At 73.9% G+C, this 14732-nt stretch carries 13 protein-coding genes; 8 read left to right on the top strand and 5 right to left on the bottom strand.

What is annotated here, in order from left to right:
* Positions 1-9: 9 nt before the first annotated feature.
* Positions 10-645, bottom strand: coding sequence for a TetR/AcrR family transcriptional regulator (locus tag AKI01S_RS21960; protein WP_067821005.1), 636 nt, complete (start codon positions 643-645; stop codon positions 10-12).
* A gap of 96 nt (positions 646-741) precedes the next feature.
* Here AKI01S_RS21960 and AKI01S_RS21955 point away from each other — a divergent pair, with 96 nt between their 5' ends.
* The 5 genes from AKI01S_RS21955 to AKI01S_RS21935 all read left to right on the top strand — a co-directional run bounded on the left by AKI01S_RS21955 (position 742) and on the right by AKI01S_RS21935 (position 7342).
* On the top strand, positions 742-957 hold the full coding sequence (locus AKI01S_RS21955) for a hypothetical protein (protein ID WP_067821002.1): 216 nt from the start codon (positions 742-744) through the stop codon (positions 955-957).
* 40 nt (positions 958-997) lie between these two features.
* Complete coding sequence (locus tag AKI01S_RS21950) at positions 998-1927, top strand: sigma-70 family RNA polymerase sigma factor (protein ID WP_245681726.1); 930 nt, start codon at positions 998-1000, stop codon at positions 1925-1927.
* Positions 1928-2088: 161 nt separating this feature from the next.
* Positions 2089-3387, top strand: a complete 1299-nt coding sequence (locus AKI01S_RS21945; RefSeq protein WP_218009768.1) for a serine hydrolase domain-containing protein — start codon at positions 2089-2091, stop codon at positions 3385-3387.
* A 71-nt stretch (positions 3388-3458) separates the two neighbouring features.
* Positions 3459-4775, top strand: coding sequence for a hypothetical protein (locus AKI01S_RS21940; RefSeq protein WP_084000022.1), 1317 nt, complete (start codon positions 3459-3461; stop codon positions 4773-4775).
* Positions 4772-7342 carry a DUF7824 domain-containing protein gene (locus AKI01S_RS21935; RefSeq protein ID WP_067820994.1) on the top strand — a complete coding sequence of 857 codons (2571 nt, stop codon included), beginning with the start codon at positions 4772-4774 and terminating at the stop codon, positions 7340-7342. The genes AKI01S_RS21940 and AKI01S_RS21935 overlap by 4 nt, the downstream gene beginning before the upstream one ends.
* Positions 7343-7536: 194 nt before the next feature.
* On the opposite strand, the gene AKI01S_RS21930 is transcribed toward AKI01S_RS21935, so the two are convergent.
* Both AKI01S_RS21930 and AKI01S_RS21925 read right to left on the bottom strand, forming a co-directional pair.
* The gene (locus AKI01S_RS21930) at positions 7537-8016 is read right to left on the bottom strand and encodes an RICIN domain-containing protein (protein ID WP_157420002.1); all 480 of its coding nucleotides are present in this window, start codon (positions 8014-8016) and stop codon (positions 7537-7539) included.
* Between the two features lie 361 nt (positions 8017-8377).
* The gene (locus tag AKI01S_RS21925) at positions 8378-9145 is read right to left on the bottom strand and encodes an SDR family NAD(P)-dependent oxidoreductase (protein WP_067820989.1); all 768 of its coding nucleotides are present in this window, start codon (positions 9143-9145) and stop codon (positions 8378-8380) included.
* Between the two features lie 85 nt (positions 9146-9230).
* On the opposite strand from AKI01S_RS21925, the gene AKI01S_RS21920 reads away from it, so the two are divergent.
* Complete coding sequence (locus AKI01S_RS21920; RefSeq protein ID WP_067820986.1) at positions 9231-10649, top strand: amidase; 1419 nt, start codon at positions 9231-9233, stop codon at positions 10647-10649.
* Here AKI01S_RS21920 and AKI01S_RS21915 read toward each other — a convergent pair.
* Positions 10646-12190 carry an MDR family MFS transporter gene (locus tag AKI01S_RS21915; protein WP_067820983.1) on the bottom strand — a complete coding sequence of 515 codons (1545 nt, stop codon included), beginning with the start codon at positions 12188-12190 and terminating at the stop codon, positions 10646-10648. The two genes, AKI01S_RS21920 and AKI01S_RS21915, sit on opposite strands and share 4 nt — an antisense overlap.
* Before the next feature lie 130 nt (positions 12191-12320).
* Here AKI01S_RS21915 and AKI01S_RS21910 point away from each other — a divergent pair, with 130 nt between their 5' ends.
* The gene (locus AKI01S_RS21910) at positions 12321-12881 is read left to right on the top strand and encodes a TetR/AcrR family transcriptional regulator (protein WP_067820981.1); all 561 of its coding nucleotides are present in this window, start codon (positions 12321-12323) and stop codon (positions 12879-12881) included.
* A 123-nt stretch (positions 12882-13004) separates the two neighbouring features.
* Here the strand turns inward: AKI01S_RS21910 and AKI01S_RS21905 are convergent, their stop codons facing one another.
* Entirely contained in the window at positions 13005-13334 is a 330-nt protein-coding gene (locus tag AKI01S_RS21905) for a hypothetical protein (RefSeq protein WP_157420001.1), read from the bottom strand.
* A 168-nt stretch (positions 13335-13502) separates the two neighbouring features.
* Between AKI01S_RS21905 and AKI01S_RS21900 the strand changes: the two genes are divergently transcribed.
* Positions 13503-14732: a hypothetical protein gene (locus tag AKI01S_RS21900; RefSeq protein ID WP_067820976.1), complete on the top strand. Its 1230-nt coding sequence runs from the start codon at positions 13503-13505 to the stop codon at positions 14730-14732.

Genomic DNA, 14732 nt, shown 5'->3' with positions numbered 1-14732 from the left:
ATGGTGCCCTCAGCGGATCGCGTAGCCGCCCAGGGACGGTTCCAGCAGCCCGAACGCCTCCTCGGCCGCCGGCGCCAGCGCCGCGGCGATCTCCTCGTGCGTCCGGCCCGCGATCGTGCGGCGCAGGGTCTCCTCGAACAGCACCTGGTGGACGCCGCCCAGCAGGGCCGCCGCCACCTTCGGCCGCATGTCCTCGGGGCCCGCGCCGGTCTCCTCGGCCAGGGCCTCCGCCAGGACCGCCTCGCGCTCGTCGTGGAACTCGCGCAGCCGCGCCACCAGCGCCGGGCTCTCGGTGATCATCCGGGCGAACGGCTCCCCGGAGAACCCGATCACCGCGTCGTGCGCCGCCACCGCCGCCAGGAACGCCCGCCGCAGCGCCGCCAGCGCCGACTCGCCGGGCTCCCGCTCCCGCACGGTTCGCGCGAGCATGCCCACGAACACGTCGTGCAGGTCGAGGGCCAGGTCCTCCTTGCGTGGGAAGTAGTTCGTCACGGTCATCTTGGCCACCTGCGCGGCCGCCGCGACGTCGGCGATCGTCACGTTGTCGAACCCGCGCTCCAGGAACAGCCGGGTCGCGTTGTGGGAGATGTTCTCCCTGGTCTGGGCCTTCTTCAGCTCCCGCAGCCCCATCTTCGTCTCGGTCATGGGACCAGTGTGCCACAGATTCGACCTAAATTTGTTGTTGACATACTTCTAGGTCCGTCCTAAGTTTAGGTCATCACGCCGAACGAAGGAGCCCCTGTGAACCCTCGCCCCTCCTCCCGCGTCCTCCACTCGTCCCCCTCCGAAGGAGCCCCCCTGAACGCCGACCTCCGCGCGATCCTCGACCGTGCCGCCCGCCCCACCGCCTTCCCAGGCGCCGGGCCGCACCGCGCCGAGCGGGACACGCGGCGCTCGCGCCGGGACGTTCCGCCGCCGCGCACCGTCCGCCCCCGCCGCGTCCCCGGCCGCGGCTGATCCGCCCCCGCCACCCCCGCCCTCCACGAAAGGACCCCACTTGACCAACGTCCTCGCCTCCGCCGACACGATGAAGGACTACCTGGCCCGCATCGGCCGCACCCCGCTGCTGACCGCCGAGCAGGAGGTGGAGCTCGCCAAGCGCATCGAGGCGGGCCTGCTGGCCCGGGAGCGCCTCGACGGCGGAGCCGGGCTCGCCGACGAGGACCGCGCCGACCTGGAGTGGATCGCCGCCGACGGCCACCGCGCCAAGGCGCACATGGTGGAGGCCAACCTCCGCCTGGTCGTCTCGCTCGCCAAGCGGTACGCCGGGCGCGGGCTGCCGCTGACCGACCTGGTGCAGGAGGGCAACCTCGGCCTGATCCGCGCGGTGGAGAAGTTCGAGTACCGGCGCGGCCTGAAGTTCTCCACCTACGCCGTCTGGTGGATCAAGCAGTCCCTGGGCCGCGCCCTGGCCGACCAGAGCCGCGTCGTCCGGCTGCCGTCGCACGTGGTGGAGGTCGTCAACCGCATGAACCGGACGCGGCGGGAACTGGTGCTGGAGCTGGACCGCGAGCCCACCACCGCCGAGCTGGCCGCCGCGCTCGAACTGCCCCCCGCCAAGATCGAGCGGCTGCGCCGCCAGTCCGCCGAGCCGGTGTCGCTGCACGCCCGGATCGGCGACGACGCCGACGGCGGCGAGCTCGGCGACCTCATCGAGGACACCGACGCCCCCGACCCCTCCGACGTCGTCGCGGCGTCCCTGCTGCGCGCCGAGCTCGACCGGGTGATGGACGCCACCCTCACCGAGCGCGAGGCGGACGTGATCGCGCTGCGGTTCGGGCTGGCCGGCGGCGAGCCGAAGACGTTGGACGAGGTCGGCCGCAGGTTCGGCGTCACCCGCGAGCGCATCCGCCAGATCGAGGCCAAGGGCATGGCCAAGCTGCGCCGGCCCGCCGGCCGCCGCGCCCTGGCCGGGCTGCTCGGCTGACCACCCCCCGACACCCCGGATATACGAGGAGGACACAGTCATGTCGATCGTGTGTCGAACACACCCGGCACCGTGGACAATGCTGGTCGAGGACGCGCCGTCGATCGGACGGCCGCACGCGGGCGGCCGGTGGGGCGCGGCAGGGGAGCGGTGGAATGCGGATGAGCCGGTTCGGGACGCCGGGACGACTGGCGCTCGCGGCCACTCTCGTGACGGCCCTCGTGACGGCCCCGCTCGGTGGCCCGGCCGCGCGCGCCCACCTGCCCGGCCCGACCCCGGCCGCCGCCCCGGCCGCCGAACGCCCCGCGACCCTCGACCCGGGCCGGCTGCGCGCCACCCTGGAGGCGACGCGGGCGACCGGGATGTACGGCCTGTACTCCACGGTCCGCGCGGGCGGTGAACGCTGGCAGGGCGCGTCCGGCGTCGCCGACGTGCGCACCCGCCGCCCCGTCGAGCCCGGCCTGACCCACCGGGTCGGCGACGTCACCGCCATGTTCACCGCCGTCGCCGTCCTGCGGCAGGCCGAGCGGGGCCGCCTGCGGCTGGACGACCCGGTCGCCGCCCACCTGCCCGACCTGTTCCCCGACGACCGGGGCCAGCGCGTCACCGTCCGCATGCTGCTCGACCACACCAGCGGCGTCGCCGACCACCGGCACGCCACGTTCCCGTCCCTGACCGAACGCTCCCCGGCGAGCCTGGACGCGGGCCGCCGCCGCCGCGCCGACGTCGACCGGCTGATCGACCACGGCGTGTCCGCGCCCCCGACCGGCGTCCCCGGCGAGCGCTGGTCCTACTCGACCACCAACACCCTCATCGCGGGCCGCGTCCTGGAGAAGGTCACCGGCGAACGCGCCGAGGACGTCATCACCCGCGACGTGATCCGCCGCGCCGGGCTGCGGCACACCGCGTTCCCCCGGCAGCCGCGGCTGAGGTCGCCGCACGCCCGCGCCTACGAAGGGCTGTACGGCGGCCTCACCCCGCCCCGCGACTACAGCGACTACGACATGTCCTATGCCTGGACGGCCGGGGCGCTCGCCTCCACCATGGACGACCTGACCCGCTTCCAGCGCGCCCTGTTCCGGGGAAGGCTGCTCGACGCGCGGAGCCTGGCGGAGATGCGGCGGACCGTTCCGGCGACCGACGGCACGACCGCGTTCCGGTACGGGCTCGGGCTGGCGGCGTTCGACCTGTCGTGCGGGACGTTCTGGGGTCACGACGGCGCGGTGTTCGGCGCCGGGACCCGCGTCCTGAGCGGCCCCGACGGCGAACGCCAGCTCGCGGTCGGCTGGAACCTCACCGGCTACCAGCGGCTCGACGGCGCGGGTCGCCCCGTCGTCCACCCGATCGACAACGCCCTGCGCGCCCACGTCGAGCAGGCCCTCTGCGGCGGCCCGGACACCCTCCCGGACGGCCCCGGCAGCCAGCCGATGCCCCTGGTGCACCTGGACCCGGTGCGCTGACCCGGTGCGCTGACCCGGCCGCGGCGGGAGGCGGCGGGAAACTGTCGGTCCCCGGAACTACCGTCCCGGGCATGTCGAGCGTGACGTACGCCTACGCGGCCCCCTCGTCCCTCACCGACGGCCTTCTCGCCCTGGAGACCTCCGGCGGCCAGTCCACCGCGGGCCCGCTCGCGCACCCGCGGTTCTTCAGCGGCGTCGTGACCGAGCCCGCCGTCGCCGCCACCGGCCTGCTGGCCCTCGCCGACGTCGCCAAGGCGCGCTACCACCGCCCCCGCGAGGGCGGCGGGATGCGCGACCCGGTGGTGACCTGCAACGGCGACCGGCTGCGGCTGGAGTCGTTCTCCTCCTGCGGTGGCGTGTACGCGCGGCTCGACGTCCTCGCGGGCGGCCTGGACGGCGAGGTGCTCGCGCGCGGCACCACCAACGTCGACGTCAACGGCCCGCTCCGCGAGGCGCTGGCCCGCGTCGGCCGCCACGACCCCCTCCACCTGGGCGTCGGCCCCGACGAGCTGACCGTCACGACGCTGGACGGCGCGGTCGTGGAGAAGAAGGTCCCGCTGCCCGAACGCTGGATCCGCGGCTTCGGCGAGGTCCAGGTGATCGCCTCCCGGCTCGACCCGGTGGCGGAGCTGCCACGCCTGCACGCCGCCCGCCTGCTGCGCTCCCTGCCCCGCGCCGCGAACGCGCGCGCCGAGATCCCCGAGCACGGCGTCGAACTCCAGGGCCCGGGCCGGCTGGCCACGCTGCACCCGCTGCTGCGCTTCGCCCGTTCCCTGCGGGTCTACGCGGGCCGGGGCGGCGGCTCGACCGCCTGGGAGCTGGAGCTTCCCGGCATGCGCTACACCCTGGTCGTCTCCCCGCGCCCGGCGCGCGGCTTCTCCGGCGAGGGCGCGACGCTGTCCCGGCTCGCCGAGGCGGACGGCGCGGCCGACGCCGACCTGGTCGGCGCGCTGCTGGAGTTCGACCCGACGATCGAGGTCGGCGACCTGGCGGACCGCTCGGGCCTGTCCGCCTCCCGCGTGCGCACGGCCCTGACCTGGCTCGGCACGGCGGGACGCGTCGGCTACGACCTGGCCGAGGCCAGCCACTTCCACCGCGAGCTGCCCTACGACCCCGTGCCCAGCCCCCGGCTGGCGGCGGCGCGGGCGCTGGTCCGTTCCGGGTCCGTCCGCGTCCACGGAGACGAGGCCCGGGTGACGTCCAACGGCACCACCAAACGCGTGCACGTCACCACCGGGGAGTGCACCTGCGACTGGTGGTTCGATCACCGCGGCTCGCGCGGCCCCTGCAAGCACGTCCTCGCCGCCCGGATGGCCGCCGCGCACACCGGCGGGCCCGCCCGCCCCGCCGTCCCCGCCCCGCGTGCCCTGAGAGGACGGACCCGGTGACCGCCTGGGACGACGTTCGCAAGCAGATCGAGGCCAAGTCGGCCGACGGCGTCGCGGCCATCGTCGTCGGCCTGCCGGAGGAGGACCGCCGCGCGGTCGCCACGGAGCTTCCCGGCCACCTCCGGACGGTCCTCGCCCGGGCCACCTGGTTCGACGAGTACGTTCCGGCGTTCCGGGCGGCCGGGGCGGGCACGATCGGCGGCGCGGCGGGCGTCGCGACGTGGCTGGGCCGCCGCCAGTTCAACATGAGCTGGACCGTCCACCAGGACACCGACCGGCTCGTGCGCGTCCTGCGGACCCGCCCCGCCGACTGGCTCGCCGACCTCGCCGGACGCCTCACCCTGCGGCTCAGCCTCCCCGGCCTGCCCGGCCTCGACCTGGCGCTGGCGCTGCTGCGCCAGACCGGCGTCACGCCCCCCGACCACGACCCCCTGGTCATCGGGTGGGCGCGGGACGGCGGGCCGAGCGCCGACGACCCCCTCCTGCCGCACCTCCTGCCGCGCCTGTTCGAGGTGGACGGTGTGGGCGCCGCGATGGAGAGCCCCTCCTGGGCGGCTTCCGGCCCGTACTGGGTCCGCGAGCTCAAGCGGTTCGCCGCCGAGGGACGCGTCGACCGCCGCACGCTGCTCGACGGCTGCGTCAGCCGTTTCCTGCGCGGCGGGGACGCCCGCGAGCTGCGTTTCTTCGCCACCCTGCACGCCGAGCTGGAGGCGGCCGACCCCGCGGCCCGCCGCGCCGGGACCGCCGCCCGCGCCCGCGACTACCTGCGCCTGCTCCCGGCTGCCCCGGTGCCGGTCGCCGAGCTGGCCCTCCGGCTGCTCCGCGAACTGGACGACCCCGACGTCCCGGACCCGCTCGACCTCACCGAGGCCCTCGACGCCCTGCTGTTCCGCCCCGAGGCGGGCCTGGTCGGCAAGGGGCTGAGCTGGCTGGCCGAGATCGTCGAACGCCACCCGGCGCTGGCCGACGAGTGCGCCCCGGCCCTGGCCCAGACGTTCGCCCACGACTCGCCCACGGTCCGCAGGCGCGCCGTCTCGCTCGCCCTCAGACTCCCCGTCACCGACCCGGCGCCGATCCGCGAGGCGACGGGGCTGCTCCCGTTCGACCTGGGGCAGAAGGTCGCGGCCCGCTTCGGCGGCGAGCCGACCCACCCCGACCCGGCCCCGCCGCCCCTCACCCCGGACACCGCGCCCCGCCCCACCACGGTGACCTGGGCACAGCCGACCGACTTCACCCGTTTGCTCAGCGCTGAGGAGGCGGCCGACCTTGTCGAGGCGGCCGACCCGAGCTGGCTGCGGACCGAACACCTTCTGGTGAGCCTCCTTCACCTGGCCCGCACGGACCGCGACGGCCTCCGCGAGGCCCTCGCCGCGCGGACGTACCTCGACGACCACGCGTACCTGAGCCGGCTTGCGACGTGGTCGTACCCCTACGCTTGGCTGAAGGCGATCGTCGGTTTTCTGGCCGGAACCCGACCCGTTCCCGCCGATCCCCTCGCCCGCCTGCCCCGGCCGGGCGAGGCGGCCCCGCTGCACCTGCTGCTCCTGCACCGCTGCGCGGAACTGCTGCCGCCGCTGGGCCGGGGAGTGATCCCGCCGGTCCTGCTGGCCACGCCCACCGAGCCGACCGGCCACATCGACCCGCTGGCCCTGGTCGAGCGCCTGGAACGGTACGAGGCGGCGGGCGCGGAACCGGGCGAGGCCGATCTCCAGCAGGCTCTTCTCCGCCTCCCCGCCGCCGTGCCCGCCGAGGCCGTCCGGCGCGCGGAGAAGCTGATCTCCGCCGCAGCCCGGACCACCGCCCGGTGGCTGGCGCAGGATGGACCGCCGCAGCCGAGGGTCGGGACACGGCGGCGCGACCGGCACGTGGAGATCGCACTCCGCACCCCCGCCACGGGACTGCCGCTGGTCGACGGCATCCTCAACAGCCTGCTGCGCGGAGACGGCGGCCGCTACGCGTGGCACTCGAACATGTGGGGCATGGAGTCCTGGCCCTACCTGCTGCCCTCCCACCCCGACATCGTCGCCGCCTACCTGATTCCGCACCTGGACTCGTTTCCCACCGCGATCGCGGATCTGACGGCGGTGGCCTCATCCGACGGGCCGTTCGCCAAGGTCCTCGCATGGGACCTGGTCACCCTGCTGAACCGGGGCGACCGTTCCGCCCGGGAGACGCTGACCTACCTGGCCGCGCGCGGCGAACTGCCCACCGCGCTCCTGGGCCGGGCCCTGGCGCGGCGGGCCCGCAACGGCGACGTCCGGATGAGCCGCCTGACGCGCGCTCTGGAGGACCTGGCCGAGGCGGGCGGCTACCAGGCCGTCTGGGAGACGGTCGCCGCCGCCCTCCCGGACCTGCTCCCGGCTCCGCACGAACGCGTCGCCGCCTCCCACACCCCGCTGCTCGCCCTGGGCCTGCGCACGGCCCGCTGGTGCGAGGCCCGCGCGGAGATCCCGGAGCTGGCGGCCCTGGCGTCCCGGAAGGGGAACTCGGACGCCCTCCGGGAGGCCCGCGCCCTGAACGAGTACCTGACCAGTCCCCGGCCGACCCCCGCGGATCACGGTCCGTGACATCACACCCGGCCCCCGCGCAGGGGCCCGCCCGGCACCACACCCCATCCGGGCCGGTGCCGGGCGGGCCCCTTCCCCCTTCTGACGGCGCGATTCCCGGCATGGCGATCGCGGCTGACACCGCAGCGGGAAATGATTTCCGGGGAATTGTCGTACGGCCCCTTCGATAAAGAAGGAGAGGGGGAGGGCGGAGATCAGTCTTCGGACGGGCGGACCCGCTTCCAGTAATGGTTCAGCGAGGGGGTGTCGCCCCACATGCGGACCGGGACGACGTAGACGTTGTTCAGCGGCGAGTTGCCGAGCGGGGCCAGCGCGTAGCCCGGATAGATCTCCGGGATGACGGCGTAGCTGTCGGACCGGTCGCCGTACAGGCCCCGGCGCAGGTGCCAGCGCTGCTTGGGGTCGTCCTTGGCCGGGTCCTGGAGGCGGGGGTAGTCGGACGCCTTGTACGCCGAGGCGGTCAGGCACCGGCCGTTCTCGTAGCTCCTGATCAGGAAGATGTCGCCGGCGAGCTCCTCCAGGTACCACAGGTGGCCGAGCATCCCCTTGTTGGTCATCAGCGGGTCGAGGTTCCAGGTCTGGATGGCCTCCCCGACCCCGTCGTGGTAGTTGTCGGTCTCCAGATAGGTGCCGGTGACCTCGTGGATGAACATGAACGGACCCTGCTGCGCCATTCCGCCCTCCTCGTCGTGCGGCATCCGGACTCGTCCGGTCGCGTGACAGAAACCTATGCCTTCACTCGAAGTCATGAAAGTGATGACAAGGCCATAAATCGAGGGTCTGCCGTCCGAAGCAGATCACGGAACGGGGCCTTCGCTGCGGGTTCCGGCCGTGGCCAGGCGCGGTAACGGAACGTGCACACGAAACGGTCGCTCGCAACACTGGGTGCGCGACCGGATGCGGTCAGTAATAACAGAGGGCGGCGGAGACCGTGCCCGGACCGTCCGCCGGATCCGGTGGCTCCGCCCGGTGTCCGCGACGTGTGCGACCGGCCCTCGACCGCGCGGCCCCGCGGCAGGTGTCCCTTCGCGGCGGTCAGACGTCGTGGGCCTCGGGGTCCTGGGCCAGGATCGAGCGGCCGCCGTCCACCGGGACCGTCGCGCCGTTGATGAAGCTCGCCTCGTCCGACAGCAGGTGGGCGATCGTCGCGGCGACCTCCGTGGCCAGCGCCACGCGTCCCAGCGGGTGGAGCCGGGCCATCTCGCGCTCGATCCGCCCGGCCTCCGCCGGGCCCAGCCGGTCGAGGAGCTCCTCGTAGCGCTCGGTGCGGACCGAGCCGGGGGCCACGGCGTTCACGCGGACGCCCCGCGGGCCGTACTCGACGGCCAGCGCGCGGGTCAGCCCCTCGATCGCCGCCTTCGCCGTCACGTAGGGGGTGCAGCCGGGGACCGCGCGCCGGGCCTGGTGGGAGGTGACGTTCACGATCGCGCCCGGCGTGCCCGCCGCCAGGAACCGGCGCACCGCCGTGGTGCAGCCGGTGAGCGGCGCGGCGAGGTTGACGTTGATCAGGGACAGCACCTCCGACGGCGGGCTGGTGTGCACCGAGACGTCGCGGAAGACCGCCGCGTTGTTCACCCAGCCGCGCAGCGGCCCGCGCTCCTCGGCCAGGTCGGCGGCGCGTTCGGCGGTGTCCTCCGCCGTCGCGTCGCCGATGACCGCGACGACGTCGGGGTGCCCGTCCGCCCAGTCCAGCGCCTCGGGGTCGCGTTCGATCGCGACCACCGCGCCGCGCGCCGCCAGGCGCTCGACGACCGCCCGTCCGATTCCCCTGCCGCCACCTGTCACCACGTACGAAACCGTCATGCCACCCAGGCTAGGGCGGCCGGAAAAAGCGATGGCGATCTCGGGCGGGCCGGGGAGAGACTGCCGGACGACGGGGAGGACCGCCATGGAGATCAGCGAGTACGTCCGCCACGACGCCACCGGGCTGCGGGAACTGCTGGCCAAGGGGGAGGTCACGGCCGCCGAGGTCGAGGACGCCGCCCGCGCCGCGCTGGACCGGGCCGACGCCGAGCTGAACGCCCTCGCGCTGCCGCCGTTCGAGCCCGCGCTCGCCCACGACGCCGCCGGGCCGTTCGCCGGGGTGCCGTTCCTCATCAAGGACATCGGGCCCATGGCGGAGGGCGTGCCGTTCTTCGCGGGCAGCCGCGCGCTGGACGGGCTCGGGATCGTCGCGCCGTACGACCGGGACCTGATGCGCCGGTTCCGCGCGGCCGGGCTGGTCACGCTCGGGCTCACCACCGCCCCGGAACTGGCGCTCAGCCTCGTCAGCGAGTCGCCCAAGTACGGCGTCACCCGCAACCCGTGGGACCTCGGCCGCGACCCGGGCGGTTCCAGCTCCGGGGCCGCCGCGCTGGTCGCGGCCCGCGCGGTGCCGGTCGCGCACGGCGGGGACGGCGCGGGCTCGCTGCGGGTCCCGGCCGCCGCGTGCGGGCTGGTCGGGCTGAAGCCGAGCCGCGGCCGGATCCCCTGCGGGCCCGACATGGGCGAGCCGATGTTCGGGATGGTCGGGGAGTTCGCGCTGACCAGGACCGTCCGCGACGCCGCGCGGCTGCTGGACGCGGTGCACGGCGCGGGCGTCGGCGACAAGTGCGCCGCGCCACCCCCGCGCCGCCCCTACGCCGAGGAGATCGTCACCGGGCCGGGGCGGCTCCGGGTCGCGGTCATGACGCGCGCCTGGTCCGGGACGCCCGTCGCCCCCGAGGTCGCCGCCGTCGCCGAACACGCCGCCCGGGCCCTGGAGGCCGCGGGCCACCACGTCACCGAGGCCGGTCCCGCCCTCTCCTGGGAAGCGGTCCTGCACGGCATGCTCACCCAGTCGGTCGCGAACGGGGCGTCGTTCCTGCTGGCCCCGCGCGAACCGCACCCCGACACGGTCGCCGCCACCACCCGCTCCCTGCTCGCGCAGATCAAGCGGACCACGGCCCTGGACCTGCTGCGCGGCTTCCGGTCCCAGAACGAGGTGACCCGCGCCGCCGCCCGCTTCTTCCTCGACCACGACGTCCTGGTCACCCCGACCACGGCCCGCCCGCCCCTCCCGCACGGCACGCTCGACTACGACGCCGAGGGCCAGACCATGCGCGACTGGCTGGTGAAGCTCGACGGGTACTCGCCGTTCACGATGGCGTTCAACGTCTCCGGCCATCCCGCGATCAGCCTTCCCCTGGGGTGGAGCGCCGACGGCCTTCCGATCGGTGTGCAGCTCGTGGCCGCCCACGACCGCGAGGACCTCCTCCTCGGGCTCGCCGCGCGCCTGGAGGAGGAGATCCCGTGGCGGGACCGGATCCCGCCCCACGCCGTCGGTTAGGCCGGGGCCTTCGCCGGCTCGGATTCGGGGTCGGGGGCGGCGGCCACGGCCGCGGTGTCGCGCAGCGGCACCTCGCGGACGAACCACGCCGCCAGGAACGCCACCAGGCCCGCGCCCGCCGCCAGCAGGAACGCCTGGTGCGTCCCGGCCGCGACGGCGTGCTCGTAGGCGTCCCGCATGGCCTGCGGCAGCCGGCTGAGCCCGTCCTCGTCGAGCTGCGCCGACCCCTCGGTCAGCTTCCCGAACCCGCGCGCGGCCATGACGTCGCGGACCTGCCCGGCGAAGGCCGTTCCGACGATCGCGACGCCGATCGACCCGCCGATGGTCCGCGACAGCGTCGCCGTGGACGCCCCGACGCCCATGTCCTTCTGCTCGACGCTCTGGAACGTCACCAGCATCGTCGTCTGCATCAGGCAGCCCATGCCGACGCCGAGCACCGCCATGTACACGCCGGTCGTCACCGGCGACGTGCCGACGTCCATCGTGGACAGCAGCGCCAGGCCGAGGCCGACCAGCGCGCCGCCGGCCACGATGACCGCCTTGTAGCGTCCGGTCCGCGTCACCAGCGGGCCCACGACCGCGTTCACCAGGATCATGCCCAGCGACATCGGCAGGCCGAGCAGCCCGGCGTTGGTCGCCGACGCGCCCTGCACGCTCTGCTGGAACAGCGGCAGGAACGTCGTCCCGCCGATCATCGCGAAGCCCAGCACGAAGCCGATCAGCGTGACCAGCGAGAAGTTCGCGGTGCGGAACAGGCCGAGGGGCAGCAGCGGCTCGGCGGCGCGGCGTTCGGCCAGCACGAACAGCGCGCCCGCCGCGACCGCCAGCGCCCCCAGCCCGAGGATCGTCGGGGAGGTCCACCCGTACTCGTTGCCACCCCACGTCGTCACCAGCACCACCGAGGTGATCGCGGTCGCCAGCGTCACGACGCCCGCGATGTCGATCCGCGCCGTGGAGCGGACCCTGGGCAGCCGCAGCACCAGGCCGATCATCACCAGGGCGAGCACGCCGAGCGGCAGGTTGACGTAGAAGCACCAGCGCCAGCCGAGATGGTCGGTGATCGCGCCGCCGGCCAGCGGGCCGCCGATCATCGTCACGCCCATGACCGCCGACATCATCCCCTGGAACCTCCCCTGCTCGCGCGGGGACACCAGGCTGGACACGATCGCCATCGCGCCGACCATCAGCCCGCCGCCGCCGAGTCCCTGGAGGGCCCGGAACGCGATCAGCTGCGTCATGTCCTGCGACGTCCCGGCCAGCGCCGACCCGATGAGGAAGACCACGATCGCCGTCATGAACGTGCCCTTGTGGCCGTACATGTCGCCGACCTTGCCCCACACGGGGGTCGAGACGGCGGTGGCCAGCATGTAGGCGGTGACCACCCACGACAGGTGGTCCAGCCCGCCGAGGTCGCTGACGATGCTCGGCATCGCGGTGCTGAGGATCAGGTTGTCCAGCATGGCCAGCACCATCGCGATCAGCACCGCGCCGATCACGAGGAACAGGTTGCGCGGCCGTGGGGGCGCGGCGGGTTCGCTCATGGAACGTCCTTGGGGAGGGGCGGCCGCTCACTTACTTGCCGCCCGGCTAGTTGGGGGACGACTCGGACGCTAGATGGCCAACTAGCCGGGCGTCAAGTAAGTTTTCCGGTGGGAACCCCGAGGAGGACCGTTGACCAGACGCCGCAGCGACACCCGCGAACGCATCCGGCAGACCGCCCTGGAGCTGTTCCTGGAACGCGGCTACGACCAGACCTCCCTGCGGGAGATCGCCGAACGGCTCGGCGTCACCAAGGCCGCCCTCTACTACCACTTCAAGACCAAGGAGGAGCTGGTCGCCAGCCTCGGCGAGGGGGTCGACCGCAACCTCGCCGAACTGGTCGAGTGGGGGCGATCCCAGCCCTCCACGCCCGAGGTCCGGCGCGAGCTGCTGCGCCGTCTCAGCGTCATCGTGGCGGAGTTCGCCCCCGTCGCCCGCTTCTTGCAGGAGAACCAGGCGGCGCTGCGCACGGTCCGGGGCGAGCAGCGCAACCGGGAGCACATGATCGCCCTGACGGGGCTGATCACCGCGCCCGACCCGTCCACCGAGGACCGGATCCGCGCCGTGAGCGCGCTGTTCTCCGTCTTCTTCGGGCCCTTCGCCCTGGAGCACCTGGAGGGCGACCCCGAGACCAACCGCGCCACGCTGCTGAAAGTGGCCGCCGAGATCCTGCGGCTGCCCGATCCCGAGTGACCTCGGGGAACGCCGCCGTCTTGTGAGGCGGCTGCCAAACGGCGCCCGCCACGGTCGGCGCGGCGTCCCGTGCGACCGCCGTCACCCCGGGCCGGCGCCGGACCCGGCGCTCATGGCCGAAGCTCAGGCACCGGCCGTGCGGAAGTAGGCTCGCGCCGACGAGCGGCAGACCAGGATCAGGATGACGACGGGGAAGGCCAGGCCCGCCACGCCCATGGCGTCACCGTCGCCGATACGGCCGAGCTGCCAGAACAGGTAGAGGACCTCCAGGACGAGGAGCCCGAACCACAGCCCGCGGGTGGGCCACCGTCCGGCCGCCAGGCCGGCGGCCAGGCTCGCGGCGGCCGGCAGCATGACGGCGAGCGCGAGGCCGAGCCCCCGGCCGCCGCCCACCTCGATCCAGACGTCGAGCGCGGCCATCGTGGTGAGTCCCGCGGCGACGAAGAGCAGCACCCTCGCGATCCGTACCGACCGCGGCATCATCGGCTGCGCGTACATCTTCCCCCCAGTTCGTCGGCGTGGACCCTGGCGGGCCCGCGCGGGAAGCCCCAGGGCCTGGGCCCCACGTTGGGTCCGCAGACCCTGTCCCGCGGGAAGAAATGATCATTACCGTCCGGCAGTGTGGCACATGATGCGGGAGGTCCGCGACGCCGGCTGGTCCTGGATCGCGGTGAAGGGGCCCCGTCCTACCTCGCGGTCGTCCTGCTCATCGCGGGCGTGGTGGCCGCTGTCTCCCTCAGCAGCGTGCCCGCCCAGCTCGTCGACGGGATCAAGGACGCCGTCTGCCAGGTGATCGGGGCAGGGGACTGCCGGGACGGCGGGCGGGGCGCGCCGGCCACGGCGGCTCCCACCCCCTCGGCCCGCGCCTCCGAACCTGGGAAGAGGGACCGCGGGGACGAGAAGAAGGACGAGAAGAAGGACGACGGCAACTGCTGGGACTGGGCGGACTGGGCGTGCGCCACCGTCGACGGGCTCCGGCTCGGCACCGGGGACGTGCTCACCGACGTCTGGGACGGCGCGACCTTCACCGGCTGCCTGGTCCACATCTGCAGCCACGAGGGGTTCAAGAGCAACTGGGGCAGCCTGAAGGACCTGGTCACCACCAATCCGGTCGACACGGGCAAGCGGATCTGGGACGAGTCCACCAAGAAGATCCGGGACGACTGGAACAACGGCCACAAGGTGCGGGCGGTCGCCCGCGCCGTGCCGACGGTGCTCGGCACGATCTTCGGCGGCAAGGGCCTCACCAAGATCAGGAGGCCCAAGGGCGACAAGCCGCCCGAGGACAAGAAACCCGAGGACAAGAAACCCGACGAGCCGCCCCCCGGGAAGCTCCAGGAGATCCTGGGCCGGATCGGCGAGCCGAGCCCGGCGTTCGTCTTCGGCCGCGGGTACGAGGTCCCCTACGTCTCGCCGCCCGGTACGCAGGTCGTCCGGCACGGCGCCCCGCTCGACGTCGGCGGCCTCGACCCGTCGAAGACCTACCTGTGGATCGTCGACGCGAAGGGCGACATCAGGCTGGCGCCCGAGACCAGCCCCGACTACAAGGACCTCTACGGCAAGCGGCCCGGCCACGCGATGAAGCACGGCGACCTGGCGGCCGGGTCCGAGCACGAGCCGGTGCCCGAGGGCATGCGGCCGCCGGCGCGGATCGGCGGGGAGCTGAAGGCCGAGATCGGTCCGGACGGCAAGCCGACCGGGCGGTGGCTGATGGACAACAACTCGTCCTACAGTCGCGCCAACACCCGGATGGACGGCAGGCGACTGGGCGAGCCGGAGCTGCGCGCGGCCCATGATCTGCTGGGCGCCACCGGCACCGACACATCGAAGATCGTCGTCACTCCGAGGTAG

The sequence above is a fragment of the Actinomadura kijaniata NBRC 14229 genome (genome assembly GCF_001552175.1).
Lineage (GTDB): Bacteria > Actinomycetota > Actinomycetes > Streptosporangiales > Streptosporangiaceae > Spirillospora > Spirillospora kijaniata.
The sequence above is the reverse complement of the archived record's forward strand: the minus strand, read 5'-3'. Positions and strand labels throughout refer to the sequence as shown.

Excerpts from the sequence above, each read along its gene's own strand:
- AKI01S_RS21960 (WP_067821005.1), bottom strand. The coding sequence starts at position 645 with ATGACCGAGACGAAGATGGGGCTGCGGGAGCTGAAGAAGGCCCAGACC.
- AKI01S_RS21945 (WP_218009768.1), top strand. The coding sequence starts at position 2,089 with ATGAGCCGGTTCGGGACGCCGGGACGACTGGCGCTCGCGGCCACTCTC.
- AKI01S_RS21940 (WP_084000022.1), top strand. The coding sequence starts at position 3,459 with ATGTCGAGCGTGACGTACGCCTACGCGGCCCCCTCGTCCCTCACCGAC.
- AKI01S_RS21930 (WP_157420002.1), bottom strand. The coding sequence starts at position 8,016 with ATGGCGCAGCAGGGTCCGTTCATGTTCATCCACGAGGTCACCGGCACC.
- AKI01S_RS21925 (WP_067820989.1), bottom strand. The coding sequence starts at position 9,145 with ATGACGGTTTCGTACGTGGTGACAGGTGGCGGCAGGGGAATCGGACGG.
- AKI01S_RS21920 (WP_067820986.1), top strand. The coding sequence starts at position 9,231 with ATGGAGATCAGCGAGTACGTCCGCCACGACGCCACCGGGCTGCGGGAA.
- AKI01S_RS21915 (WP_067820983.1), bottom strand. The coding sequence starts at position 12,190 with ATGAGCGAACCCGCCGCGCCCCCACGGCCGCGCAACCTGTTCCTCGTG.